Origin of the sequence: Sphingomonas chungangi, assembly GCF_013778325.1 — a bacterium.
GTDB classification, from domain to species: domain Bacteria; phylum Pseudomonadota; class Alphaproteobacteria; order Sphingomonadales; family Sphingomonadaceae; genus Solisphingomonas; species Solisphingomonas chungangi.
Genome location: NZ_JACEIB010000003.1, coordinates 107,711 through 128,612 on the forward strand (window position 1 = coordinate 107,711; position 20,902 = coordinate 128,612).

24 protein-coding genes are annotated in these 20,902 nt (G+C 67.4%); 15 read left to right on the forward strand and 9 right to left on the reverse strand.

The annotated features are described in order from the left end of the window. Positions 1 to 31: 31 nt before the first annotated feature. Positions 32 to 229 (reverse strand): hypothetical protein, encoded by a 198-nt coding sequence (locus tag HZF05_RS04845; protein ID WP_160363257.1) that lies wholly within the window; start codon positions 227 to 229, stop codon positions 32 to 34. Between the two features lie 322 nt (positions 230 to 551). Between HZF05_RS04845 and HZF05_RS04850 the strand changes: the two genes are divergently transcribed. Next, complete coding sequence (locus HZF05_RS04850) at positions 552 to 1,067, forward strand: Spy/CpxP family protein refolding chaperone (RefSeq protein WP_160363258.1); 516 nt, start codon at positions 552 to 554, stop codon at positions 1,065 to 1,067. 159 nt (positions 1,068 to 1,226) lie between these two features. Continuing rightward, the gene (locus HZF05_RS04855; RefSeq protein WP_160363259.1) at positions 1,227 to 2,444 is read left to right on the forward strand and encodes a GGDEF domain-containing protein; all 1,218 of its coding nucleotides are present in this window, start codon (positions 1,227 to 1,229) and stop codon (positions 2,442 to 2,444) included. Between the two features lie 61 nt (positions 2,445 to 2,505). On the opposite strand, the gene HZF05_RS04860 is transcribed toward HZF05_RS04855, so the two are convergent. Next, positions 2,506 to 3,255: a hypothetical protein gene (locus tag HZF05_RS04860; RefSeq protein ID WP_160363260.1), complete on the reverse strand. Its 750-nt coding sequence runs from the start codon at positions 3,253 to 3,255 to the stop codon at positions 2,506 to 2,508. Between the two features lie 152 nt (positions 3,256 to 3,407). Here HZF05_RS04860 and HZF05_RS04865 point away from each other — a divergent pair, with 152 nt between their 5' ends. Both HZF05_RS04865 and HZF05_RS04870 read left to right on the forward strand, forming a co-directional pair. Continuing rightward, complete coding sequence (locus tag HZF05_RS04865; protein ID WP_160363261.1) at positions 3,408 to 5,582, forward strand: SPOR domain-containing protein; 2,175 nt, start codon at positions 3,408 to 3,410, stop codon at positions 5,580 to 5,582. Next, positions 5,579 to 6,742: a deoxyguanosinetriphosphate triphosphohydrolase gene (locus tag HZF05_RS04870; RefSeq protein WP_160363262.1), complete on the forward strand. Its 1,164-nt coding sequence runs from the start codon at positions 5,579 to 5,581 to the stop codon at positions 6,740 to 6,742. Before HZF05_RS04865 ends, HZF05_RS04870 begins: the two co-directional genes overlap by 4 nt. Here HZF05_RS04870 and HZF05_RS04875 read toward each other — a convergent pair. Further along, positions 6,739 to 8,169 carry an alkaline phosphatase family protein gene (locus HZF05_RS04875; protein WP_160363263.1) on the reverse strand — a complete coding sequence of 477 codons (1,431 nt, stop codon included), beginning with the start codon at positions 8,167 to 8,169 and terminating at the stop codon, positions 6,739 to 6,741. The genes HZF05_RS04870 and HZF05_RS04875 overlap by 4 nt on opposite strands. A 162-nt stretch (positions 8,170 to 8,331) precedes the next feature. Further along, positions 8,332 to 8,742, reverse strand: a complete 411-nt coding sequence (locus HZF05_RS22375; RefSeq protein WP_425505610.1) for a GFA family protein — start codon at positions 8,740 to 8,742, stop codon at positions 8,332 to 8,334. Between the two features lie 322 nt (positions 8,743 to 9,064). On the opposite strand from HZF05_RS22375, the gene argS reads away from it, so the two are divergent. The 8 genes from argS to tatC all read left to right on the forward strand — a co-directional run bounded on the left by argS (position 9,065) and on the right by tatC (position 15,519). Beyond that, positions 9,065 to 10,789 (forward strand): arginine--tRNA ligase, encoded by a 1,725-nt coding sequence (argS, locus tag HZF05_RS04885; RefSeq protein ID WP_160363265.1) that lies wholly within the window; start codon positions 9,065 to 9,067, stop codon positions 10,787 to 10,789. A gap of 4 nt (positions 10,790 to 10,793) precedes the next feature. Further along, the gene (locus HZF05_RS22090; RefSeq protein WP_281367443.1) at positions 10,794 to 11,567 is read left to right on the forward strand and encodes an SPOR domain-containing protein; all 774 of its coding nucleotides are present in this window, start codon (positions 10,794 to 10,796) and stop codon (positions 11,565 to 11,567) included. A gap of 18 nt (positions 11,568 to 11,585) precedes the next feature. Then, positions 11,586 to 12,593, forward strand: coding sequence for a beta-N-acetylhexosaminidase (gene nagZ / locus HZF05_RS04895; protein ID WP_160363266.1), 1,008 nt, complete (start codon positions 11,586 to 11,588; stop codon positions 12,591 to 12,593). A 133-nt stretch (positions 12,594 to 12,726) separates the two neighbouring features. Then, positions 12,727 to 13,455, forward strand: a complete 729-nt coding sequence (locus HZF05_RS04900) for a segregation/condensation protein A (RefSeq protein WP_160363267.1) — start codon at positions 12,727 to 12,729, stop codon at positions 13,453 to 13,455. Continuing rightward, positions 13,452 to 14,024: an SMC-Scp complex subunit ScpB gene (scpB, locus tag HZF05_RS04905; protein WP_160363268.1), complete on the forward strand. Its 573-nt coding sequence runs from the start codon at positions 13,452 to 13,454 to the stop codon at positions 14,022 to 14,024. The genes HZF05_RS04900 and scpB overlap by 4 nt, the downstream gene beginning before the upstream one ends. A 28-nt stretch (positions 14,025 to 14,052) precedes the next feature. Continuing rightward, positions 14,053 to 14,307 carry a twin-arginine translocase TatA/TatE family subunit gene (locus HZF05_RS04910; RefSeq protein WP_160363269.1) on the forward strand — a complete coding sequence of 85 codons (255 nt, stop codon included), beginning with the start codon at positions 14,053 to 14,055 and terminating at the stop codon, positions 14,305 to 14,307. Between the two features lie 32 nt (positions 14,308 to 14,339). Further along, the gene (gene tatB, locus HZF05_RS04915; protein WP_160363270.1) at positions 14,340 to 14,732 is read left to right on the forward strand and encodes a Sec-independent protein translocase protein TatB; all 393 of its coding nucleotides are present in this window, start codon (positions 14,340 to 14,342) and stop codon (positions 14,730 to 14,732) included. 4 nt (positions 14,733 to 14,736) lie between these two features. Further along, positions 14,737 to 15,519 (forward strand): twin-arginine translocase subunit TatC, encoded by a 783-nt coding sequence (tatC, locus tag HZF05_RS04920; protein WP_160363271.1) that lies wholly within the window; start codon positions 14,737 to 14,739, stop codon positions 15,517 to 15,519. Between the two features lie 5 nt (positions 15,520 to 15,524). Here the strand turns inward: tatC and HZF05_RS04925 are convergent, their stop codons facing one another. From HZF05_RS04925 to HZF05_RS04940, 4 genes are all read right to left on the reverse strand, one after another. Continuing rightward, positions 15,525 to 16,298: a hypothetical protein gene (locus tag HZF05_RS04925; protein WP_160363272.1), complete on the reverse strand. Its 774-nt coding sequence runs from the start codon at positions 16,296 to 16,298 to the stop codon at positions 15,525 to 15,527. Positions 16,299 to 16,391: 93 nt separating this feature from the next. Further along, the gene (locus HZF05_RS04930) at positions 16,392 to 16,529 is read right to left on the reverse strand and encodes an entericidin A/B family lipoprotein (protein ID WP_110156314.1); all 138 of its coding nucleotides are present in this window, start codon (positions 16,527 to 16,529) and stop codon (positions 16,392 to 16,394) included. 302 nt (positions 16,530 to 16,831) lie between these two features. Then, positions 16,832 to 18,388 carry a sensor histidine kinase gene (locus tag HZF05_RS04935; RefSeq protein WP_160363273.1) on the reverse strand — a complete coding sequence of 519 codons (1,557 nt, stop codon included), beginning with the start codon at positions 18,386 to 18,388 and terminating at the stop codon, positions 16,832 to 16,834. 22 nt (positions 18,389 to 18,410) lie between these two features. Then, entirely contained in the window at positions 18,411 to 18,581 is a 171-nt protein-coding gene (locus tag HZF05_RS04940; protein WP_160363274.1) for a NepR family anti-sigma factor, read from the reverse strand. Positions 18,582 to 18,866: 285 nt separating this feature from the next. Between HZF05_RS04940 and HZF05_RS04945 the strand changes: the two genes are divergently transcribed. The 3 genes from HZF05_RS04945 to HZF05_RS04955 all read left to right on the forward strand — a co-directional run bounded on the left by HZF05_RS04945 (position 18,867) and on the right by HZF05_RS04955 (position 20,626). Next, positions 18,867 to 19,664, forward strand: a complete 798-nt coding sequence (locus tag HZF05_RS04945; protein WP_110156312.1) for a response regulator — start codon at positions 18,867 to 18,869, stop codon at positions 19,662 to 19,664. Positions 19,665 to 19,719: 55 nt separating this feature from the next. Beyond that, on the forward strand, positions 19,720 to 19,857 hold the full coding sequence (locus tag HZF05_RS04950) for a hypothetical protein (protein WP_160363275.1): 138 nt from the start codon (positions 19,720 to 19,722) through the stop codon (positions 19,855 to 19,857). 100 nt (positions 19,858 to 19,957) lie between these two features. Continuing rightward, positions 19,958 to 20,626: a sigma-70 family RNA polymerase sigma factor gene (locus HZF05_RS04955; RefSeq protein WP_160363276.1), complete on the forward strand. Its 669-nt coding sequence runs from the start codon at positions 19,958 to 19,960 to the stop codon at positions 20,624 to 20,626. Between the two features lie 109 nt (positions 20,627 to 20,735). On the opposite strand, the gene HZF05_RS04960 is transcribed toward HZF05_RS04955, so the two are convergent. Next, on the reverse strand, positions 20,736 to 20,888 hold the full coding sequence (locus HZF05_RS04960; RefSeq protein WP_160363277.1) for a hypothetical protein: 153 nt from the start codon (positions 20,886 to 20,888) through the stop codon (positions 20,736 to 20,738). Positions 20,889 to 20,902: the final 14 nt, after the last annotated feature.

The window sequence follows — 20,902 nt, forward strand, 5'->3', positions numbered from 1 at the left end:
ACGCATTCACTCGATCGCCTTATGTGAACGCTCAGAGGCTGCCGGTCCGTTTGATTGATTTGCCAGCCAGCTTCGGCCCTAGCCAGTAAACCAAACCTCCGCAGAGGCCGCCTACTAGGGCAGCGCGCCATGCCGAATGCTCTCCAACAACATGGAATGCATCCAAGAGCGTCAAGGAGAGGCCCGTCAGCACACCGACAGCGATCGGGTAAACCAGTGCCGGCTTCATTCCGCCCTCCTTGGTGTGTCGCTTTTACGTTATTCCTCTCTCCGGTAGCCGACAAGCGGCTTTCAACCAGATCGAACCCGGACAATTTGTCGCGAAAGGGACCCCTTTTGCGACGTCGCTATGACCGCTTCCGGGTACGGTAACATCAGCCGCGAACGGCAACAACTGGGGCGATAGCTGCCCGACCGCTCCAAGACCCGCTCAGAGCACCAAAGCCCATCGCAGTGCATCCGAAGATTTCAGCTCCGCTCGAACCACGGACATCCGCGCGACACGGATGCGGGGCAGTCGGAGGCCGCCATCATCCAATGGGGAGGCCCTGATGAACAAGACACCGATAGCGGCCCTGGCCGCATTCCTGCTTTCCGGCATCGCGATCGCGGCGGACGCGCCGGCCGATCACCCGCGCTGGAACCGCGCCGACATGGAGCAGAGGCATGCGCAGCGCGAGGCGCGGCGGATCGACGACATGGCCGTTCTGCTCGGGCTGCGGCCGGACCAGAAGCCGGCGCTGACCAGCTACCTCCAGTCGCTGCGCCCGCCGCATGACGAGGCCGGCGGGATGCACCGCGCGGATCCGGGCCGGCCGTCGCCCGCCGACATGACGACGCCGGCGCGCCTCGATGCCATGGCGGCGCGGGCCGACGCGCGCGACACGATGCTCAAGCAGAAGATCGCGGCGACGCGGCAATTCTATGCGAGCCTGTCGCCCGAGCAGCAGCGCCGCTTCGATGCGCTGGACGATCTGCGCCGCGATCGCATGCATGGCGGGCACGGCCGCATGGGTGGCTGGCACCGGCCCGATGGCCCGGGCGCTCCGCCGCCGCCCGCTGCCTAAGGTCGGTTACGAGGATGCCATCCTCCGGGCGCCGCGCGAGCCGATGCACGCGGCGCCCGGAGACGAACGAGTACGGCAGCATTCGCCAAATCTTTACCCACGCCTCGTAATTTTCCGCCGGGACCCGCGATGGGCGCGGATGGAGCGGTTGCGGCGCGTATGAACGGCACTTTCGCATTCGAACTGCCGTTGATGCACATCACCTTCGGCATCACCTTCCTGGTCGCGGCGCGCTGGGGCGAGCGGTCGGCGCTCTATTTCGGCATCGCCTTCCTCTGCAACGCCGCCGGCTTCGGCCTGCCGGTGATGCCGATGGGCCTGTCCGACCTGACGGTGGCGTGGGTCACCGACATCCTGTTCGCCGTCTCCTTCTTCTTCTTCGGGCAGGCCGCGACCCAGCATTTCGGCGCGCCGAGGCGCCTGCTGTGGGCGCGGCTGGCGACCTGCGCGATCTCGATCGCGCTCTGTATCTATGCGGTCGTCGGGCTCGACGATCTGCACATGGAATTGCTGGCGTCGGACGCGGGTTGCGTGCTGCTGCTCGGTCTCGCGATGGTCGGCATCCGCTGGCAGGGGCTGCGCTCGTTCGATTGGGTACTGTTCGTCGCCGCCTGGTTCGTGACGATCGAGAGCGTCATCCGCGGCACCTCGTCCTTCTTCACGGCGCCGAGCAGCGTCGAGGATTTCGGCACCTCGCAATATGCCTATTTCATGCAGGCGCTGGGATCGGTGCTGGGCGTGGTGTTCGCCATGGCGGGCCTGTCCGCCGTCGCATTGTCGGTGCTCGATCGCTATCACAAGATGGCGATGGACGATCCGCTCTCCGGCCTGCTCAACCGGCGCGGGTTCGAGGAGGCGCTGGCGACGCGGCCGGACTGGCGCGGCCGGCCGGCGAGCATCGTCACCTGCGACATCGATCGCTTCAAGACGGTCAACGACCGGTTCGGCCATGCGACGGGCGATGCGGTGATCGAGGCGCTGGCCGCGATCCTGCGGACGCGCCTGCCCGAAGACGGCATCGCCGCGCGCTTCGGCGGCGAGGAGTTCCTGCTGTTCCTGCCCGGCCGCACGCCGGCGGACGCCCTGCGCATCGCGGAAGGCGTGCGCACGGCGATCGAGGCGGAGGCCGCAGAGACGGTGGGGATGGATGGCCCGATCACCGCCAGCTTCGGCATTTCCGGCGTGGTCGCGTCGGATTTCTCGGTGCACGACGCGATCGGCCGCGCCGATGCCGCGCTCTACGAGGCCAAGCATGGCGGCCGCAATCGCGTCGCGCTGCGCCTGCTCGATACGGTCGAGCCGGAGACGGCGGCGCGCTCGGCTGCGCCCTTGGTAGCCCTCGAACGGCGTACGGGGAGCCGGCGCCGGTCCGCCTGAAGATCCCGCCATTGACCCTGACATGGGGTCGTAATGGATGTGCTCGGGCTGCCGCTGTGATCTAGCGCACGGCCACTCTCATGCCGTCCGCCGGTTGCCAGGCGAGCAGCACGCTCATGTCGGCATAGCCGAGTTGGGGTGCCGGCCCCGCCACGGCAGCGGAAGCGGCGGCGGCGAGCTGCGTCGTTTCGCCGGCCTGCCAGCGGGCGAGCGCGACCTTGTAGGCATCCACCTGCCGGTAGGTCTCGAGGAACGGCGCCTCCAGCTGCGGCAGCGCTTGCGCCGCGAAGCTCTGGAAGCCTCCCGCTGGAGCGGCCGCCTGCGGGGCGAGCCGATCGGCCACCGCGCAGAAATTGGCCTTGGCGGCGGGCTGCGAGAAGAAATTGTAGAGCCGGGTCATATAGGCGTCATGGGCGGACTGCCAGTCGCCCCCGGCCACGCGGAACTTGGCCTGGACGGCATTATTGGCCTTGGCCAGCTCGGCCTTCTGGCCGCTCAGCATCGCATTGTAGGCGTTGACCAGCGCGCCGTCGGCGGCGCCCCGGCAGCCGATCGCCGCGACGTTGAGCGCAGCGCGGACGTGCCATTCGGTCTGGACCGGATCGATGCCGTAGTTGATCGTGCGGTAACGCCCGGCGGCGTCCACGGGCGGCGGTGCCACGGCGGCGAGGTTGGTCGCCAGCACCGGCCTGGGCACCGGCACTACCGCGGGCGGCGTCTCCACCGCCACCGGCTTGCGATGCGTACAGGAGGAAAGCAGCAATGCTGCCATCAGCGCCGTCCTGCGCCCTGTGAAACCGTTGCCCTTCATTCTTTGCCTCGTTGGTCTGTCCGGTAACCATCGTTGCGCAATATGGTAAACAGGGGGTTAAGCATCCGATCGGCGCGGTCGCCCCGCCTTCCGGCGTGGGCCGGGGCATCGCCCCTTGCGCGGGCACGCATCCTCGCCCAAAGCCATGCGCCATGCCGAACCTGCCCATCCCCGGCGCGCTTCGCCGGCTGCTGATTCCCGCTCTGCTGCTTTCCGCCGCCATGCCCGCGATGGCACAGGCGCCGGCGGGCGCCGTCGTCCAGCCGCTGCCGCAGAGCACCGATCCGGCCGAGCTGCTTGCCCAGGCGCTGCGCACGCTGGCGACCGAACCCAACAACCTGCAGGCCCTCACCGCCGCCGGGCACAATGCGCTGATCCTCGGCGATCCCAATGCCGCCGTCGGCTTCTTCGGCAAGGCGCAGGAGATCGCGCCCAATGACGGGGGCGTGAAGGCGGGCCTCGGCTCCGCGCTGGTCCAGCTGGAAAAGCCGCAGGATGCGCTGCGCCTGTTCTCGGAGGCGAGCCGGCTCGGCGTGCCGGATGCGGATTTCGCCGAGGATCGGGGCCTCGCCTACGATCTTACCGGCGATCAGGCGCGCGCGCAGGCCGATTACCGCACCGTGCTCGCCTCGCACCCCGATGACGACACCGCGCGGCGGCGGCTTGCGCTCTCGCAGGGCATTTCGGGGCAGAAGACGGCGGCGATCGCGACGCTCGATCCGCTGATCCGCAAGCGCGACATCGCCGCCTGGCGCGCGCAGACCTTCGTGCTGGCGATGGACGGCGACGCCAAGGGCGCCAACGACATCACCCGCATCATGCTGCCGCAGCAGGCGACGATGCTGCAGCCGTTCCTGGTGCGGCTCGCCACGCTGTCGCCGGCCGACAAGGCGCGCGCGGTGCATTTCGGCGAGATGCCGGCGACCGGCGCCACCTACACGCCGGCCCAGGTGGCGAGCGTCAGCGCGCCGGCCACCTACGCCTCGGCCCCGCCGCGCGAGACCGCGCCGGCGCCGCGCAGCGATCTTGCGCCGATCCCGGCGAAGACGATCCCGCAGCCCGCGCCCGCCCCGCTGCAAGTGTCGGCCACCACGCCGAAGCCGGTCGAAACGAAGCGCCCGGCCGAAACTCCGGCACCGGCTGCCGCATCGACCAACTATACGGCAGCGCCGCTCGCGCAGATCGCACTGACGCCTGCTGCACCGCAGCCCACCCCAGCTTCGCCCGCACCGAGCCCCGCCGTGCAGCTGGCGCAGGCCGAGCCGCATCGCGCCGAGATCGCCGGCCCGCCGGCTCCGCCGCCGGACGCGCTGCCGACCCCGGCGGCGCAGGGCCATTACGATCTGCCGCACGATGCGGCGTCCAGGGCGCCGAGCCGGCCTGTCCGCGCGACCCCGGCGCCGGTAGTCGCGAAGACCGTCGGCACGCCGGTCGTCCACGGCAAGACCGCCACGGCCTCGGTCGATGATACGACGCCGGCCACCACGTCCAAGAAGTCTGCCAAGACCGAGCTGGCAAGCACCGACGACAGCGACGCCAAGTCCACGAAGACGCGGGCCGCCAAGGTTTCGAAGGATGACGACACCGATCTCGCACTGGTGAAGGGCAGCAAGGCGAAGGCATCCGACGCCACGAAGCTCGCCGATGCGGACGATGACGATTGCGCGCCGGTCGCCAGGTCGAAGAGCAAGGCGCACGGCCGGACTGCGGGGAAGAAGAAGGCCTCGACCGCCTGCACGAAGCTGGCTTCGGCCGACGACGACAGCACCACCGCCACCAAGGCGAAGTCGGCCAGCGCCAAGGCCAGGCTTGCCGATGCGGACGACGAGGATTGCGCGCCCGCTCCGAAGTCGAAGGGCAAGAGCCACGGCAAGTCCAGCGCCAGGAAGACGGCATCCACCGCCTGCACCACGAAGCTCGCTTCGGCGGATGGCGGCGGCGACACGGCGGTCAAGACGAAGAAGGGTGCGAAGTCGAAATCCTCGACGTCGGACGATGCCGACGACAGCAAGACGAAGTCGTCGAAATCCGCCAAGGCCGAGAAGGGCAATCCCGAGCGCGTCTACGTCCAGGTCGCCGGCGGCGCCAACAGGGACGACATGGACAAGGCCTGGGCCGGCGTGAAGAAGAAGGCGCCCGATCTGATGAAGGGGCACAACCCCTCCACCACGCCGCTGCGCGCCACCAACCGCCTGCTCGTCGGCCCGTTCAAGGATGAGGACGAGGCGCAGGCTTTCGTCAACAAGATGGCGGCGAAGGGGCTTTCCGGCTTCACCTTCAAGAGCGCAAAGGGCCAGAAGGTCGAGAAGATCGACACCGGCAAATGACGGTGCCTTACGCCGCCGATCCGGCGCGCAGCCGGGGCAGGCTTCATCGCGAGCCGGGCGGCGAAACGCGCGGGCCGCGCGACGCCTTCCAGCGCGACCGCGACCGGATCGTCCACGCCATCGCCTTCCGGCGGCTGCGCCACAAGACGCAGGTGTTCGTGGCGCCCGACGGCGATCACTTCCGCGTGCGCCTCACCCACAGCCTGGAGGTGGCGCAGATCGGCCGCACCATCGCGCGGGCATTGGGTCTGAACGAAGACCTCACCGAGGCTTTGTGTCTCGCCCACGATATCGGCCACCCGCCGTTCGGCCATGCCGGCGAGGACGCGCTGAAGGCCGCGACGATGCATGCCGGCGGCTTCGATCACAACGCCCACACGCTGCGCATCCTGACGAAGCTCGAAAGCCCCTATCCGGGCTGGGACGGGCTCAACCTGACGTGGGACATGCTGGAGGGGCTGGCCAAGCATAACGGCCCCGTCCGTCATCCCACCTGGGCGCTGCGCGAGGCCGATGCGGAGTTCCCGCTCGATCTCGAAAGCTGGCCGAGCCTGGAGGCGCAGATCGCCGCGATCGCCGACGATATCGCCTACGACAATCACGATATCGACGATGGCCTGCGCGCCGGGCTGCTCGATCTCGATGCTCTGTGCACGGTGGATTTCGTGGGCGCGCGCTGGCGGGCGGTGACCGCGCGTCACCCCGATTGCGCCAAGCCCGATCGCTTGCGCCGCGAACTGGTCCGCGACCAGATCGGCGCGATGGTCAACGACGTGATCGAGGAAAGCCGGAAGCGGATCGCGGAAAGCGGCGTCGCATCGGTGGACGAGGTGCGTGGGGCCGGGCGCCAGCTGGTCGGCTTCTCGCCGGCGATGGAGACGGACGAACGTGCTCTCAAGCGCTTCATGTACGCCACGCTCTACCACAGCGAGTCGCAGCTGGAGGTGGCGGAGGCCGCGCGCGGCCTGCTGACGCGTCTGTTCGCGGCCTATGCCGCCGATCCGTCGCTGCTGTCACCCCATTGGCAGGACACGCTGCCGGCCGAAGATCCGGCCCGCACCCGCCACATCGCCGATTTCATCGCCGGCATGACCGATCGCTACGCTATCGCACGGCATATCGATGTGGTCGGGCCGGTGGCGATGCCCGAGGGCTTCTAGGCCGCCGCGCGCTGCATCCCCAGCCGCGGCAGAAGGCTTGATCCACGCCGCTCCGGCCCCTCCGGCATGCCCAGGCCGAAATGATCGAGCAGCGTCGGGAAGACGTCGAGGATCGACGCCTGCCCGGCATGGCGCACGCCCGATCCGGTGCGGATCCACAGCGCGCCGTCCGGGTGGTGGCGGCCGCTCTTGATGGCGTCGATGCGATACAGCAGCTCGCCGAAGCGGAGCGTCGCGCCGGTGGCATCGTCGATCACGGTCGCGTCAGCTTCGGTGCGGGTCGCGATCTGGCAACCGAAATAGAGCTGGGCTTCCTCCTCGGCCTTGTCGGCGAAGTCGAACAGGCGCCGTCCGCTCTCCATGCGCAGAGCGGCGATCCGTTCGCGCGCGGCATCACGCTGCGCGGTGGTTTCGAAGCGCGCCATATATTGATGCGTCATCGTCGGATCGACCGACAGCCGCGCGATGTCCATCCGGTCGAGGAAGCCCTCGATATCGTGCAGCCGGTGGAAATGCTGCCCGCCCATCTCCTCGTGGCGGAGGAAGGGCTGCTGGCTGAGCGCGGTCATGAAGATCAGCAGCGCACCCTGCCGCTCCGCCAGCGTCATGAAGCGGCCGAGCAAAGCGTCCATCGCGCGATAGCCGAAGCGGATCGCGTCGCCATAGACGCCGATCTCGTCCGCATCGGGCCGCACCGTGAACGCCTCGGGATCGAGATGCCGCCAGTAGCTGTGCTGGAGGTGCGCGGTGCTGTTGATGAAGAAGCTGGCATAATCCGGCCGCTGGCGGCGGTAGAGCGCGCAGAACACGTCCGCCTGCAACCGGTCGAGGATGGCGACGCGGCGGTAGGAGAGGCGGGGATCGGAGAGCTTCTCCGATGCGAGTTGCCTCGCGATCGCGCTCACCGTGCCGGCGGACAGGCCGTGGCGCAGCAGGAAGGCTAGGAAGTTGGCCTGGTCGGCGAGGCCGGTGGACGCGCTGGCATTGCTGTATTCGCGCACCTGCCCGGAGACGAAGCGGTTGTAGGTGTTGAGCGCGGGCGGGAAGGCGTCGCCCTGCTCGGTCCACGGATCGGCGGCGAAGAAGCTGCCGGGGCTGGCGAAGGGCGCGACGTTCATGCTGGAGAAGCTGCCGACCGTGCGCCCCGCCGCGATCAGCGCGCGATAGATGTCGGTGTGCGGCGCGCGCGCGCCGTCGGTCAGGTGGAAGACGCGATGCTGGTCGTAGGCGAGGCCGGTGTGGGTGGAATACCACTGGATCCACGGCTCGAGCAGCGCGCTGTCCTCGACGTCGGGCGTGGTGACGAAGCTGTCCGAGGTGGCGCGCAGCCGGGCGAAGTGCGGCAGGTCGCCGCTCGCGATCCAGCGATCGAGCAGCGCCGGGCACAGCTCGTTGAACTCCAGCATCAGAACCTTGCGCGGCGCCATCGGCGTGGGACTCCTCGGGGGACGAGTCGTCTTACCAGATACGGGGCGGAGCGCTCAGCGGCGCGTCACGGTTAACGTCCCGATTTGTGGCAGGCAGGCGGGACGGCTTTTGGTGGGAAGTGCTCGGGCTGCTTTTGGAGCACCACGCGGCAACTTCGGCTGTTAGCCACGCCCCTTGGGGAAGTGTTGAATATCGGGCGAAAGCCGCACCCACGCATGCATGGACTGCTCCCACACCGACCTCACAGGGGCTTGAAAAGAGGGGTCTGCTATCGAACCAACAGCTATTCCGACGAGGGTGGGATGCTTTCCGGCCTTCGCATAAACAGTAGAACCGCACTCTGAACAAAAGAATGTCTCGAACGAGTTTCCTTCAGCAGTCGGGCGTTCATAGCGCTTTGCTGTGCCAGTAACGGTTATCTGGTCAGCCGGATAATATGCCATGACCCCGAAAGGTGCCCCAGTCCGGCGCTGGCAATCGATGCAATGGCAGGCAACAACTGCGGGTGTCGGGCCGGGCAAGCCTACCGACAACTGACCACACTGGCATTCGGCCTTCATGCGCGCCCCCATCCGCAGATCGGAGGAATGCTAGCAGGCTGGTGAACGGCAGCAAATGGGATTGAAGATCAGACCTCGCCACGACCGCTATTGGGGCGACGGATCGTGGAGCGAGCGTGGCCGCTCTTCCAATGTAGGATTTCGCGTGAGAGGGTGGCGCCGACCGGAGTCGGCCGGCTCCTTCCCACCGTCGCGGGCCACCTGTAGGAATGTCTTTTTTCAGGCGCGCACCCTGTCAACTTCGTCAACTTCGCCCTCGCGCGTCCCGCATTTGCTCCGTCCGCCCCCCCGCGCTAAGGGCGCGGCCTTCATCGATCCAACGAAAAGACCGCCCGTGACGCTCTACATCCGCTTCGCCGAGGAGATCGGCCGCATTCTCGACCAGCTTGAGACCGAGGGGACCATCCCCGCCGGGCTGTCGCGACGCGCCGTCTCGATCGAGCCGCCGCGCGATGCGAGCCATGGCGATCTCTCCACCAACGCCGCGATGGTGCTGGCCAAGCCTGCGAACACGAACCCGCGCGCGCTGGCGGCCGCGATCGCGCCGAAGCTGGAGCAGGTGGAGGGCGTCACCGCCGTCGAGATCGCCGGCCCCGGCTTCATCAACATGCGCCTGGCGCCCGACGTATGGCGCGGCGAACTGGCCGAGATCCTCGCGGCGGGCGGCGATTACGGCCGCTCGACCGCCGGCAACGGCCACCGCGTCAACGTCGAATATGTCTCGGCCAACCCGACCGGGCCGATGCACATGGGCCATTGCCGGGGCGCGGTGGTGGGCGATGCGCTCGCCAGCCTGCTCGCCTTCGTCGGCCACCCGGTGACGCGCGAATATTACGTCAACGACGCCGGCGCGCAGGTGCAGACGCTCGGCCGCTCGGCGCACCTGCGCTACCGCGAGGCGCTGGGCGAGGATATCGGCGAGATCCCCGAAGGCTTCTATCCGGGCGATTATCTGAAGCCGGTCGGCTCTGCGCTCGCCGCCGAATATGGCACGCGCTACCAGTCCGCGCCGGAGAGCGAGTGGCTCGACCTGTTCCGCGAGAAGGCGGTCGCCGCGATGATGGACATGATCCGCGCCGACCTCGCCCTGCTCGGCATCCATCACGACATCTTCGCGTCCGAGGCCGGCGTGCAGAAGGCCGGCAAGGTGGATGCCGCCTTCGCAGACCTGACCGCCAAGGGCTTGCTCTACCAGGGCGTGCTGGAGCCTCCCAAGGGCGAGCTTCCCGACGATTGGGAGCCGACCGAGATGACCCTGTTCCGCGCCACCGAATTCGGTGACGATCAGGATCGCCCGGTGCGCAAGTCCGACGGCGGGCTCACCTATTTCGGCACCGATCTCGCTTACCACGCGCAGAAGGCGGCCGAGGCGGACGAGCTGATCGACATCTGGGGCGCCGACCACGCCGGCACCGTCAAGCGCATCCAGGCGGCGGTGCAGGCGCTCACCGGGGGCAAGCGCTTCGACGTCAAGCTCGTCCAGATGGTCAAGCTGCTGCGCAACGGCGAGCCGGTGAAGATGTCCAAGCGCTCGGGCCAGTTCGTGACGCTGGCCGACGTGGTGAACGAGGTGGGCCGCGACGTGGTGCGCTTCACCATGCTCACCCGCAAGGCCGACGCGCAGATGGATTTCGACTTCGCCAAGGTGGTGGAGGCGTCGAAGGACAATCCGGTCTTCTACGTTCAATATGCCCATGCCCGCGTCTGCTCGGTGCAACGCAAGGCGAAGGGCGAGATGGGGCTGGAGGCGGCGGGCGCCGATCTCTCCCGCCTCGACGACGAGGAATGGGGGCTGGTGAAGCTCGCCGCGCAATTCCCGCGTGTCGTCGAGCAGGCGGCGGGCACGCGCGAGCCGCACCGTGTCGCTTTCTATCTCTATGATCTGGCGGCGGCTTTCCATGCCTTGTGGAATCGCGGCAACGATCGTCCCGACCGTCGCTTTTTGGTGCAGGACGATCCCGAAACGACACAAGCAAGGCTTTCCCTCGCCGAGGGGATCGGGCAGATATTAAGAAATGGCCTGTCGATCATGGGGGTCGCGGCGGCCGAGGAGATGTAGGGCGATGTCGGATTCGGGGCGGAGCATGGGCGGCAATGCGGACGAGGACCGCCTGCCCTGGCTGGAACCGGTCGAGGACGAGACCGCTGAGGAAGGCGTCTCCGCCGGCCGCCTGATCGCCGGGCTGGTCGCGGCGCTGGTGATCCTGGGCTGCGTCGTCGGCGGCGTCTATTGGCTGAAGCAGCGCGTCTCCGGCCCGGTCCAGACCGCCGATGGCGGCCCCGCGACGATCGCCGCGCCGGCCGGACCCTACAAGACCAAGCCCGCCGAAGAGGGCGGCATGCAGGTCAAGGGCCAGGGCGACAGCGCCTATGCCGCGAGCGAGGGCGCCGATCCGAACGCCAAGATCGATCTCTCCAAGGTGCCCGAGGCGCCGATCGCCAAGGGCACGCCCGCGCCGCAGCCCGAGGCGCCGAAGCCGACCCCCGCGCCCGCCAAGCCGGTCGAGACCGCCAAGGCGCCGGCTCCGGCCCCGGTGAGGCCCGCGCCCACGCCGAAGCCGGCCGCTCCGGCGCCCGCGCCCGTCCAGACCGCCGAGGCCCCGGCCGCCGGCGGCACCATCCAGCTCGGCGCGCTGCCGAGCGAAGCGGCGGCGAACGCGGCGTGGAAGTCGCTGTCCGGCCGCTATGGCTATCTGGCGGCGCTCCAGCATTCGGTGGTGAAGGCGGACGTCAACGGCAAGACCTATTACCGCCTGCGCGCGGCGGCGGGCGGAGATGCCTCGTCGGTCTGCTCGAAGCTCAAGGTGGCGGGCGAGGCTTGCACGGTCGTGAAGTGAGGCCTAGCGCCTGACTGCATGATCCCCGCTTTCTTCGGCCTTTCCGGCCTCGCGCTGACCGATGCCGAGCGGAGCTTCTTCCGCTCGGCCGACCCCGCCGGCTTCATCCTGTTCAAGCGCAACTGCGGCGATCGCCAGCAGATGAAGGCGCTGACGGACGACCTGCGCAGCCTCGTCGGTCGCGACGACGTGCCGATCCTGATCGATCAGGAAGGCGGCCGGGTGCAGCGCATGGGGCCACCAGAATGGCCGAAGCTGCCGGCGGGCGAGGCGTTCGCGCGGCTGTGGGACAGGGCGCCCGTCTCCGCGATGGAGGCGGCGCGGGTCAACGCCAAGGCGATCGCGGTGATGCTGCGCGAGGTCGGCGTCAATGTCGACTGCCTGCCGCTGCTCGACGTCCGCCGGCCCGATGCCGATGCGGTGATCGGCGACCGGGCGCTCGGCACCGAGCCGAAGCAGGTCGCGTCGCTCGGCCGCCTCGTGATCGACGGCTTGCGCGAGGGCGGGGTGGTTGGGGTGGTCAAGCACATGCCCGGCCATGGCCGCACCCATCTCGACACCCACAAGGCGCTGCCGATCATCGAGGCGACCGACGCGGAGCTGGCCGAGGATATCCAGCCCTTCCGCCAGCTCAACGACGCGCCGATGGGGATGACCGCACACCTCGTCTATGCGGCGTGGGATGCCGAGCGACCGGCGAGCCAGTCGACCATCGTCGTGCAGGAGATCATCCGTGGCCGGATCGGCTTCGATGGGCTGTTGATGTCGGACGATCTTGGCATGCACGCGCTCTCCGGCGATTTCGGCGCGCGCGCGGTCGGCGCACTGGCGGCTGGGACCGACATCGCGCTTCATTGCTCCGGCGAGATGACCGAGATGGAGACGGTGGCCGGCGCGCTCGGATCGATTCCGGAGGTGAGCTACGATCGCCTCCAGCGCGCGATGGCGACGATCGCGACGCAGGCATCGGACGAAAGCTTCGAGGACCTGGTCGCCAAGCGCGATTCGCTGCTCGCCCTGGCCTGACCCCCCCTCCGTTCGGGCTGAGCCTGTCGAAGCCCTGCCCTTTCTTGAACCGTCCACAGAAAAGGACAGCCCTTCGACAACCTCAGGGCGAACGGGGATGGTTGACCGCGTAGAGAAGCGTTAGCCTCTGGCTGTGGACCAGGCCGAAGACACCCTCACCATCGACATAGACGGCTGGGAAGGGCCGCTCGACCTGCTGCTGGCGCTCGCCCGGCAGCAGAAGGTGGATCTGCGCGAGCTGTCGATTCTCGCGCTGGTCGAGCAATATCTCGGCTTCATCGAGAGCGCCAAACAGCTCAGGCTGGAGCTGGCGGCCGATTATCTCGTGATGGCGGCGTGGCTGGCCTATCTCAAATCCGGCTTGCTGCTGCCGCGCGATCCCGAGGTCGAGCCTTCACCCGAGGAACTGGCGTTCCGTCTGCAACTGCGTCTCCAGCGGCTCGACGCGATGCGTGAAGCCGGCAGCCGACTCATGGGGCGCGACCGGATCGGCCGCGACGTGTTCGTGCGCGGCGCACCGGAAGGTCTCAAGGTGATCCGCAAGGCCGCATGGCAGGCCGAGCTGTTCGACCTGATCGCGGCCTACGGCGCCATCACCGCGCGCAACAAGCCGGTGATGCACGTCGTCGCGCGTCGCCCGGTCATGACGCTGGAGGCGGCGCTGCAGCGCGTCGAGGCGATGCTGGGCCATGCGGTCGACTGGACGGCGCTGGAACGCTTCCTGCCCGCCACGCTCGATCCGCAGCTGGCCAAATCCTCCCGCGCGTCCAGCTTCCTCGCGATGCTGGAACTCGCCAAGCAGGGCCGGCTGGAACTGCGGCAGGAAGAGGCATTCGACACGCTCTGGGTGCGCGCCGCATGATCGGCCATGACGAGCGCGCGGTCGAGGCGGTGCTGTTCGCCGCCGAAAACCCGCTCACCAAATCCGAGATCGAAGCGGCCGCAGGCGAAGGTGTTGACGTTGCCGCCGGTCTCGCCGCGCTTGCGGAAAGCTATGCGGATCGCGGTATCCATCCGGTCGAGCGCGGCGGGCGCTGGCATTTCCAGACCGCGCCGGACCTCGCCCACATCCTGCGCCGCGAGCGCGAGGAACCGCGCAAATTGAGCCGCGCGGCGATCGAGACGCTCGCCATCATCGCCTATCACGAGCCGGTCAGCCGCGCCGAGATCGAGGCGATCCGCGGCGTCCAGATCAGCAAGGGCACGCTCGACGTGCTGATGGAGGCGGGCTGGGTGCGCCCCGCCGGCCGTCGCGAGGTGCCCGGCCGGCCCCTCACCTACGCCACCACGGCGGGCTTCCTTACCCATTTCGGGCTGGAGAGCCGTCGCGACCTGCCCGGCATCGAGGATCTGCGCGCCGCCGGCCTGCTCGATCCCGTCGAGGACATGCTGATGCACGCGGAGGTGGAAACCGGCGGCGAGGACGACTAGATAGGGCGCTCCTGTTTGGAGAATGGTCATGGGTCTGTCCCCGATTCACATCATCCTGCTCGCGCTGGTCGCGGTGCTGGTGCTCGGCGGCGGGCGTTTCTCGGCGCTGATGGGCGATGTCGCCAAGGGCGTGAAGCAGTTCAAGAAGGGCATGGCCGAGGACGATTCCACCGATCGCCCCGAGCCGCCGCGCCCGTCGCCGCGCCTGCAGGCGCAGCAGCCCGCCGAGCCGATCGTCGAGCACAATCCGGCCCCGGTTCGTGAGGACCGGCCGCTTCCGTGATCGCTGGCCGCTTGCCGGGTCGCCGCTGAGACATGTTCGATATCGCCCCGTCCGAGCTGATGCTGGTCGCGCTCGTCGCGATCGTGTTCATCGGGCCCAAGGATCTGCCGAAGGCGATGCGCTTCGTCGGCCAGTGGGTCGGCAAGGGGCGGACGATGGCGCGCCATTTCCGTTCGGCGATGGACGAGATGGTCCGCGAGGCCGAGATGGCCGAGATGGAAGCCAAGTGGAAGGCGGAGAATGAGCGGATCATGCGCGAGCATGCCGACCTGATGGCGAGCGTGACGGCGCCGCACGAGGCTCTGCCGGCACCGCCCGTCGCCGCCGGGACCGCCGAAGCCGAGATGCCGAAGCCTGCCGCCGCAGAGGAGCCGATGCTCCCGCTCGAACCGGCCGCGCCCGTCCGTCAGCCGCCCGAGGCCTGAGGCCATGGCCGAGGGGGAGAACGAACTCGACGATTCGCGCGCGCCGCTGCTCGATCACCTGATCGAGCTGCGCCGCCGGCTGATCTGGAGCTTCCTGGCGCTGGGGCTGTGCTTTTGCGTCTGCCTCTATTTCGCGGAGGACATCTTCGCCTTCCTCGTCCAGCCGCTGCTTAGGGCGGGGCAGGGCAAGCTCATCTATACCGACATCTTCGAGGCCTTCTTCGCCAATGTGAAGGTCGCCTTCTTCTCCTCGATCATGCTGAGCTTCCCGATCGTGGCGAACCAGATCTGGCGCTTCGTGGCGCCCGGCCTCTACGCCAAGGAGAAGCGCGCGCTGAGGCCCTTCCTGGTGCTGACGCCGGTGCTGTTCCTGTCGGGCGCGGCGATGGCCTATTACATGGCGATGCCGCTGGCGCTGCACTTCCTGCTCGGCACGTCATTCCAGCGCAATATCGGCGGCGTGCAGCAGGAAGCGCTGCCGGCGATCGGCAATTACCTGAGCTTCGTCACGAAATTCCTGTTCGGCTTCGGCGTGGCCTTCCTGCTGCCGGTGCTGCTGATGCTGCTGGAACGCGCGGGCATCGTGACGCGCAGGCAGCTGATCAAGGGGCGCCGCTACGCGATCGTCGCGGTGTTCGCGGTGGCCGCCGTGCTGGCGCCGCCGGACCTGCTGTCGATGGTGTTGCTCGCGCTCCCCTTGTGCATCCTCTACGAATTCGCGCTGGTGATGATCTGGTTCACCGAGCGGAGACGGGCGCGGGAGGCGGCTGCCGAGGCTGAAGGGTAGAGCCCCTAACGTCTGTGCAGAAGCCAGCTGGAATTGGTGCCGTCGGTCAAGCGTCGCACCGCCACGCGGATCGTTTTGCCGTCAGGAAGCACTGTCATCGTCTTCGTCAGGGTCGTCGTGCCCTCCGCCGACATCTGCTCGACGATCATATGGTCGTCAGGCATCGTCACGGTTATCCTTGCCGACGCCCTGTCACCCCTGATCGGAACAGGCGGCCCGCCGACGATCGCGTCGAATCCTGAGCCGCCGAAGCCCAAGACGCCCAGACGTGAGCCATGAAGCGTGATTCTCTCTGTCAGACGAGCCTGCGTTGTCTTGGTGGTTATCTCCTGCCACCTGCCGTCCAGCGCGTGCGCGCCTGCTCTCGGCCCATCGATCCGGTGGTAGAATATTCGGGTAGGGACGGGACCACGGTCAGGCTTGCCGAAATCGGTTACGACCTCGTTCAGCGCACGCCGGTCTGCCGAAACCGTATAGTCGACCGAATAAACGATCCGGCCTCTGAAGCGGTCGAGCTCGCGGACATGCCGGCTATTTCGGACGGAAATCGCGACTGAATCGACATATCCGTCACTCGGTTGGCGATGAAAGACGCCATCCGCTTTCACAACAAAATCTGCCGGATCGCCCCGCGAAAATACCCCGGCCCGAAGTGCGAAACTGTGCGGAGCGCGTGGACCGTCGACGGAATCGAGATCCATGATCCATGTGCCGTTGAACGCGCTTGCGGATGAGTGGGTCTCGCTGATGAGCAGGGCCAGCCACAGGCTCGGGATCATCCTGGCAAACTGCCTGCAATACGCATGAAGTCAATGAAAAAGGCGCCGCCGGTTTCCCGGCGACGCCCTTCCGTTCTGCGATAAGCCCGAGGCTTATTTCGACTGGTCGGCCGCCTTGGTGGTGGCGTGGCCGACCGACGACACGTCCTTGCCGGCACCCGCGACGGTGTTGCAGGCGGCCAGCGTGAACATGCCGGCGAGCAGCCCGGCGGTGACGATCTTGCGAACCATGGGAATCTCCCTTTCCAGACGGCGTAACAGCCGCCGCTCCGAGACAATGCGCCCCCGAAACAATGGTTCCGCAAACCGTCGCTTCGCGATTGGGGCTGTGCTTTTCAGGACAATGTGGCCCCGATAAAATTTTGGGTCCGGTCGCGCCATCGGGGGGGATGATGGAGCGGCCGGACCCAGTTTTGTTCTGGATAGCGAGAGCGGGGGGGCAAAAGGTCGCTATCCGGGGATTAAAACGGGCTAAAATGAGGCTGGTTCCCGGTGCGCATGAAAAAAATTCGGCCAAGTCGCCGAACTTCCTGTCAAACGTCGGCGACGTCCGTCATCACCCCGATCTCGATCGCCAGAAGCCCCTCGGCATCGTCGCGCTCCATCGGTGAGCGAAGTTGGCGCGAGAGGCCGCCGATCACGCGCTCGAACAATTCGAAATGCTGGTCGATCGGAGCCGCATCGCGGTTCAGAGCGGGTGAGCGTATTGCCAGACGCGCGCGATCGGGCCTGTCCGGCACGGCCTCCAGCGTGATCCCGATCGTCGTGCCGGGCAGCCGCATCATCGCCGTCTCGATTACCTCGACGAGCAGGAAGGCGACCGACACCGCGACATCCTGATTGGCGTGGAAGAGGCCGACCTGCAGCGTGATGACCGGCGGCTTGATGCCGGACGGCAAAGACCCGCGCAGGTTGGCGGCGATCTCCCCGATCAGTGGCCGCAGCGCGATGCCGTGATTGACCTCGAGCTCCGCATAGTGGCTGCGATGGACCAGCGCGAGCGCGTCCACGCGGCGCTGGATGGTGGCGTAGGCGTCACCGGCCTCGGTGGTCGGTGCGCCGCGCGCGTGGATGTTGAGCAGGCTGGCGACCACCTGAAGGTTGTTCTTCACGCGATGGTGCACCTCGCGCGTCAGCCGGGTCTGGCGGGCGAGGCCATCCTCCAGGTCTGCCTCGTGGCGGGTGATGGTCTGGGCGGCGCGCTCGAACGCCTCGCCCAGCGCGCGGATCTCGAAGGCCGGCGTGGTGAGTGCCGGCGACACGAAGCGGCCGGTCAGGCGATAGGTTTCGATCGCCTCCTGCATCGTCTCGAGCGGTCGCAGGATCAGGCGATCGACCACCAGCCAGCCGATCGCTGCGCCTGCCACCCACATCAGGATGGGCAGCAGCGTCAGCAGCACCTCGTTGGCGCTGAGCGGAGGGCTCGCCACCGACATGGAGAGTCGCAGCTGCCCGGCTGCGACCGGCTGATCGGCCAGCGTCTCGCGCCCGACCGGCATCGATTCGAGCGAGGCGAGGGCCAGCTCATGCCCGCTATCGTCGCTGATCTTGAGGGCGTAGGTTCCGTCCTGGGCATGCGGATGGGCGGCGGTCGCCAGCAGCGTTCGCGGCAGAATGGCGACGGTCCAGCCAGGCAGGTCGGAGGCGCTGGCGACGATCCGCAGCGACTGCCCGTCCCGATCGAAGGTGACGATGGGGGTCGGCGACGGCACGCGCGTTGGCCATGCGGCCCTGATCGGACGACTGGCGCAGATGAGGTGACCGGCCGGATCGAATACCGCCACCATGGCATCCGGCCCGATCGTCGCCGCGGCCCGTACGCAGCCGCCCACACCTTCTCGCTGGGTGCCGCGCAGGATGCCGGCGGTGCGATCGATCATCAGGTTGAAGCGCTCGGCGCTGTCGGTCGCGAGCAGGCGCGCCGCTGCTTCCCGATTGGCGCGGTTCGCCTGCGCCGTCTCCAGCGAGGCCAGCGACGCGATCATGCCCAGCGGCAGCAGCGCCAGGCTGAGCACGATCAGGATCTTCAGGCTGGTCGAGAGACGCGCGAAAAGCCGGACGGCCGGTGAAGGCGACGGAAGAGGGTGCAAGGGGTGCTCTGGCGGCACGCCCCTAGCGGAGCTTGCCCAGCAGATCGAGAAGCTCGGTCGGGATCTCCTCGCTCACCGTCTTGGAATATACGGAACGCAGGGCATGGCCGACGTCCCGATCGGACGCCTTGCCGTCTCCGCCGGATCCCGCTGAACCCTTGGCGCCGCGCTTGCTCTTGTTACCGTCGCTCAACGCCAATCTGCCCCGTCCCCTGTCGATATCGCCCTGCGATCACCGAACGCGAAACCCTAGTCATCGAAACCCACGTCATCAAAACCGCCTGCTAGGCCGATCGTTTCGGCATTCGCACGACATGCGATAAAATCCTCGCGTGGCCGTGGAAACAAAAAAGTCGCAGGATGGTTCCCGCATTGATGATCGTTTCGTTCAAGGGGGCGATCGTCCGGGGGAGGGCGCACTCGACAGTCGTTCCTGCCCTGGGCCAATATGGGCTGCACACAGGAGTTTGGAACGATCATGTCGCTTGGACAGGAACTGGCCCCCCATCTGCCGTTCGTACGGCGTTACGCGCGTGCCCTCACCGGTACGCAGAAGCATGGCGACGCCTATGTGCGCGCCACGCTGGAGGCAATCGTCGCCGCGCCCGAGGATTTTCCGCGCGATGTCGATCCGCGCCTCGGCCTCTACAAGACCTTTCAGGCGATCTGGGGTTCGGCCAATGTCGAGACCGGCGTTGATGGCGGGCAGGACGCCGCCCAGCCCGAGGCGATCGCGCAGGCCCGCCTGGCCCGCATCACGCCGCGCTCGCGCCAGGCCTTGCTGCTGACCGCGATGGAGGGCTTCACCAATGAGGATGCGGCCTATCTGATCGGCGTCGATGCGCCCGAGGTGGAGACACTGGTGGCCGACGCACTCTCGGAGATCGAGCGTCAGACCCATGCCGAGGTCCTCATCATCGAGGACGAGCCGATCATCGCGATGGACCTCGAGACGATCGTGCGCGATCTCGGCCATGGCGTGACCGGCGTGGCGGTGACCCGCGACGAGGCGGTGGCGCAGGCGATGGCGCGACGCCCCGGCCTGGTGCTGGCTGACATCCAGCTCGCCGACGACAGTTCGGGCATCGATGCGGTGAAGGACATCCTCGCCCAGTTCGAGGTGCCGGTGATCTTCATCACCGCCTTCCCCGAGCGCCTGCTGACCGGCGAGCGGCCCGAGCCGACCTTCCTGATCACCAAGCCCTTCCAGCGCTCCACGGTGAAGGCGGCGATCGCGCAGGCGCTGTTCTTCGACAGCTCGACGGTCCCCGCCTAAGGAACCTGCGCCCCTCTCCCGACGTTGGCACAGCGTAACGATCGGGAGAGGGCCGATGGCTGAGCACGAACCGCGTCTTTCGGAAATGGAAGCCAGCGCCGGCAAGAAGACCGGCGCGATGCGCTACGTCCTTGCCATTTCGCTCGTTGCGATCGTGGTTATCTTCGCCATCCTCCTGATTATCAATCGATAATATGGAAGTTTACAATGCAAGGGTGGCGCCTGGAGACCAGGCCCCCTATGTCTCGGAAGAGGACGACACTGTTGGCAGTGGTACGGAGCTTGGGGCAGCGATGACGAATGACGGTCCGCCCCGCGCGGAGGATGAGGATGACGGTGTCGAGACGGTGGAAACTCCCGTCCATACGCCGCTTCCCGACAACGAATTCAAGGTGCAGCTGGCGCAGGTGATCCCGCACCTGCGCGCCTTCGGTCGCTCGCTTTCGGGCAATCGCGACCTTGCCGACGATTTGGTGCAGGAAACCCTGCTCAAGGCGTGGGCGGCGCGGCAGCGCTTCCAGGCGGGCACCAACATGCGCGCGTGGACCTTCATCATCCTGCGCAACCTTTTCCTCAGCCAGATGCGCCGCGCGCGCTTCAAGGGCGAGTGGGACGAGATCACGGCGAACAAGCTGCTCGCGGCGCCGGCGAGCCAGGATCGCCATGTCGAGCTTGGCGATATGCAGCGCGCGTTGCTGCATCTGCCGCAGCCGCAGCGCGAGGCGCTGATCCTCGTCGGCGCGGGCGGGTTCGCCTATGAAGAGGCGGCCGAGATCTGCGGCTGTGCGGTCGGCACGATCAAGAGCCGCGTCGCGCGGGGCCGCGTGGCGCTGGAGGCTCTGCTCAGCGAGGGCAAGCTGCCGTCGCGCCGCACGCACGAAACCGATCCGAACACCACCGCGCTGCAGACGATCATGGATCAGGTCGACGATTTGAGCCGAGATGCGCTGGATCATAAATAAGGCGGCGTTCGGCGCTGCGTCCCTGCGGGGGTAACGAAGCAATCCTCCGCCGGTACGCCGGCGGATTGTCTTGTCCCTTTGCTCTTCGCGATGACGAGAAAGCAGATGCCTACGGTATCCGGTTGAGCAACTTCGCGAACTCGGCCGGCATGTCTTTGCTGCAATCGAAGCTCACGCGCAGCGCATCACGCACGCCCTGATGCTCGACAGGGGCGGACACCGTGCGGATCCGCCCGTTCGAGCGAGGCTCTGCCTCGGTCATCGATTTCCGGCCCT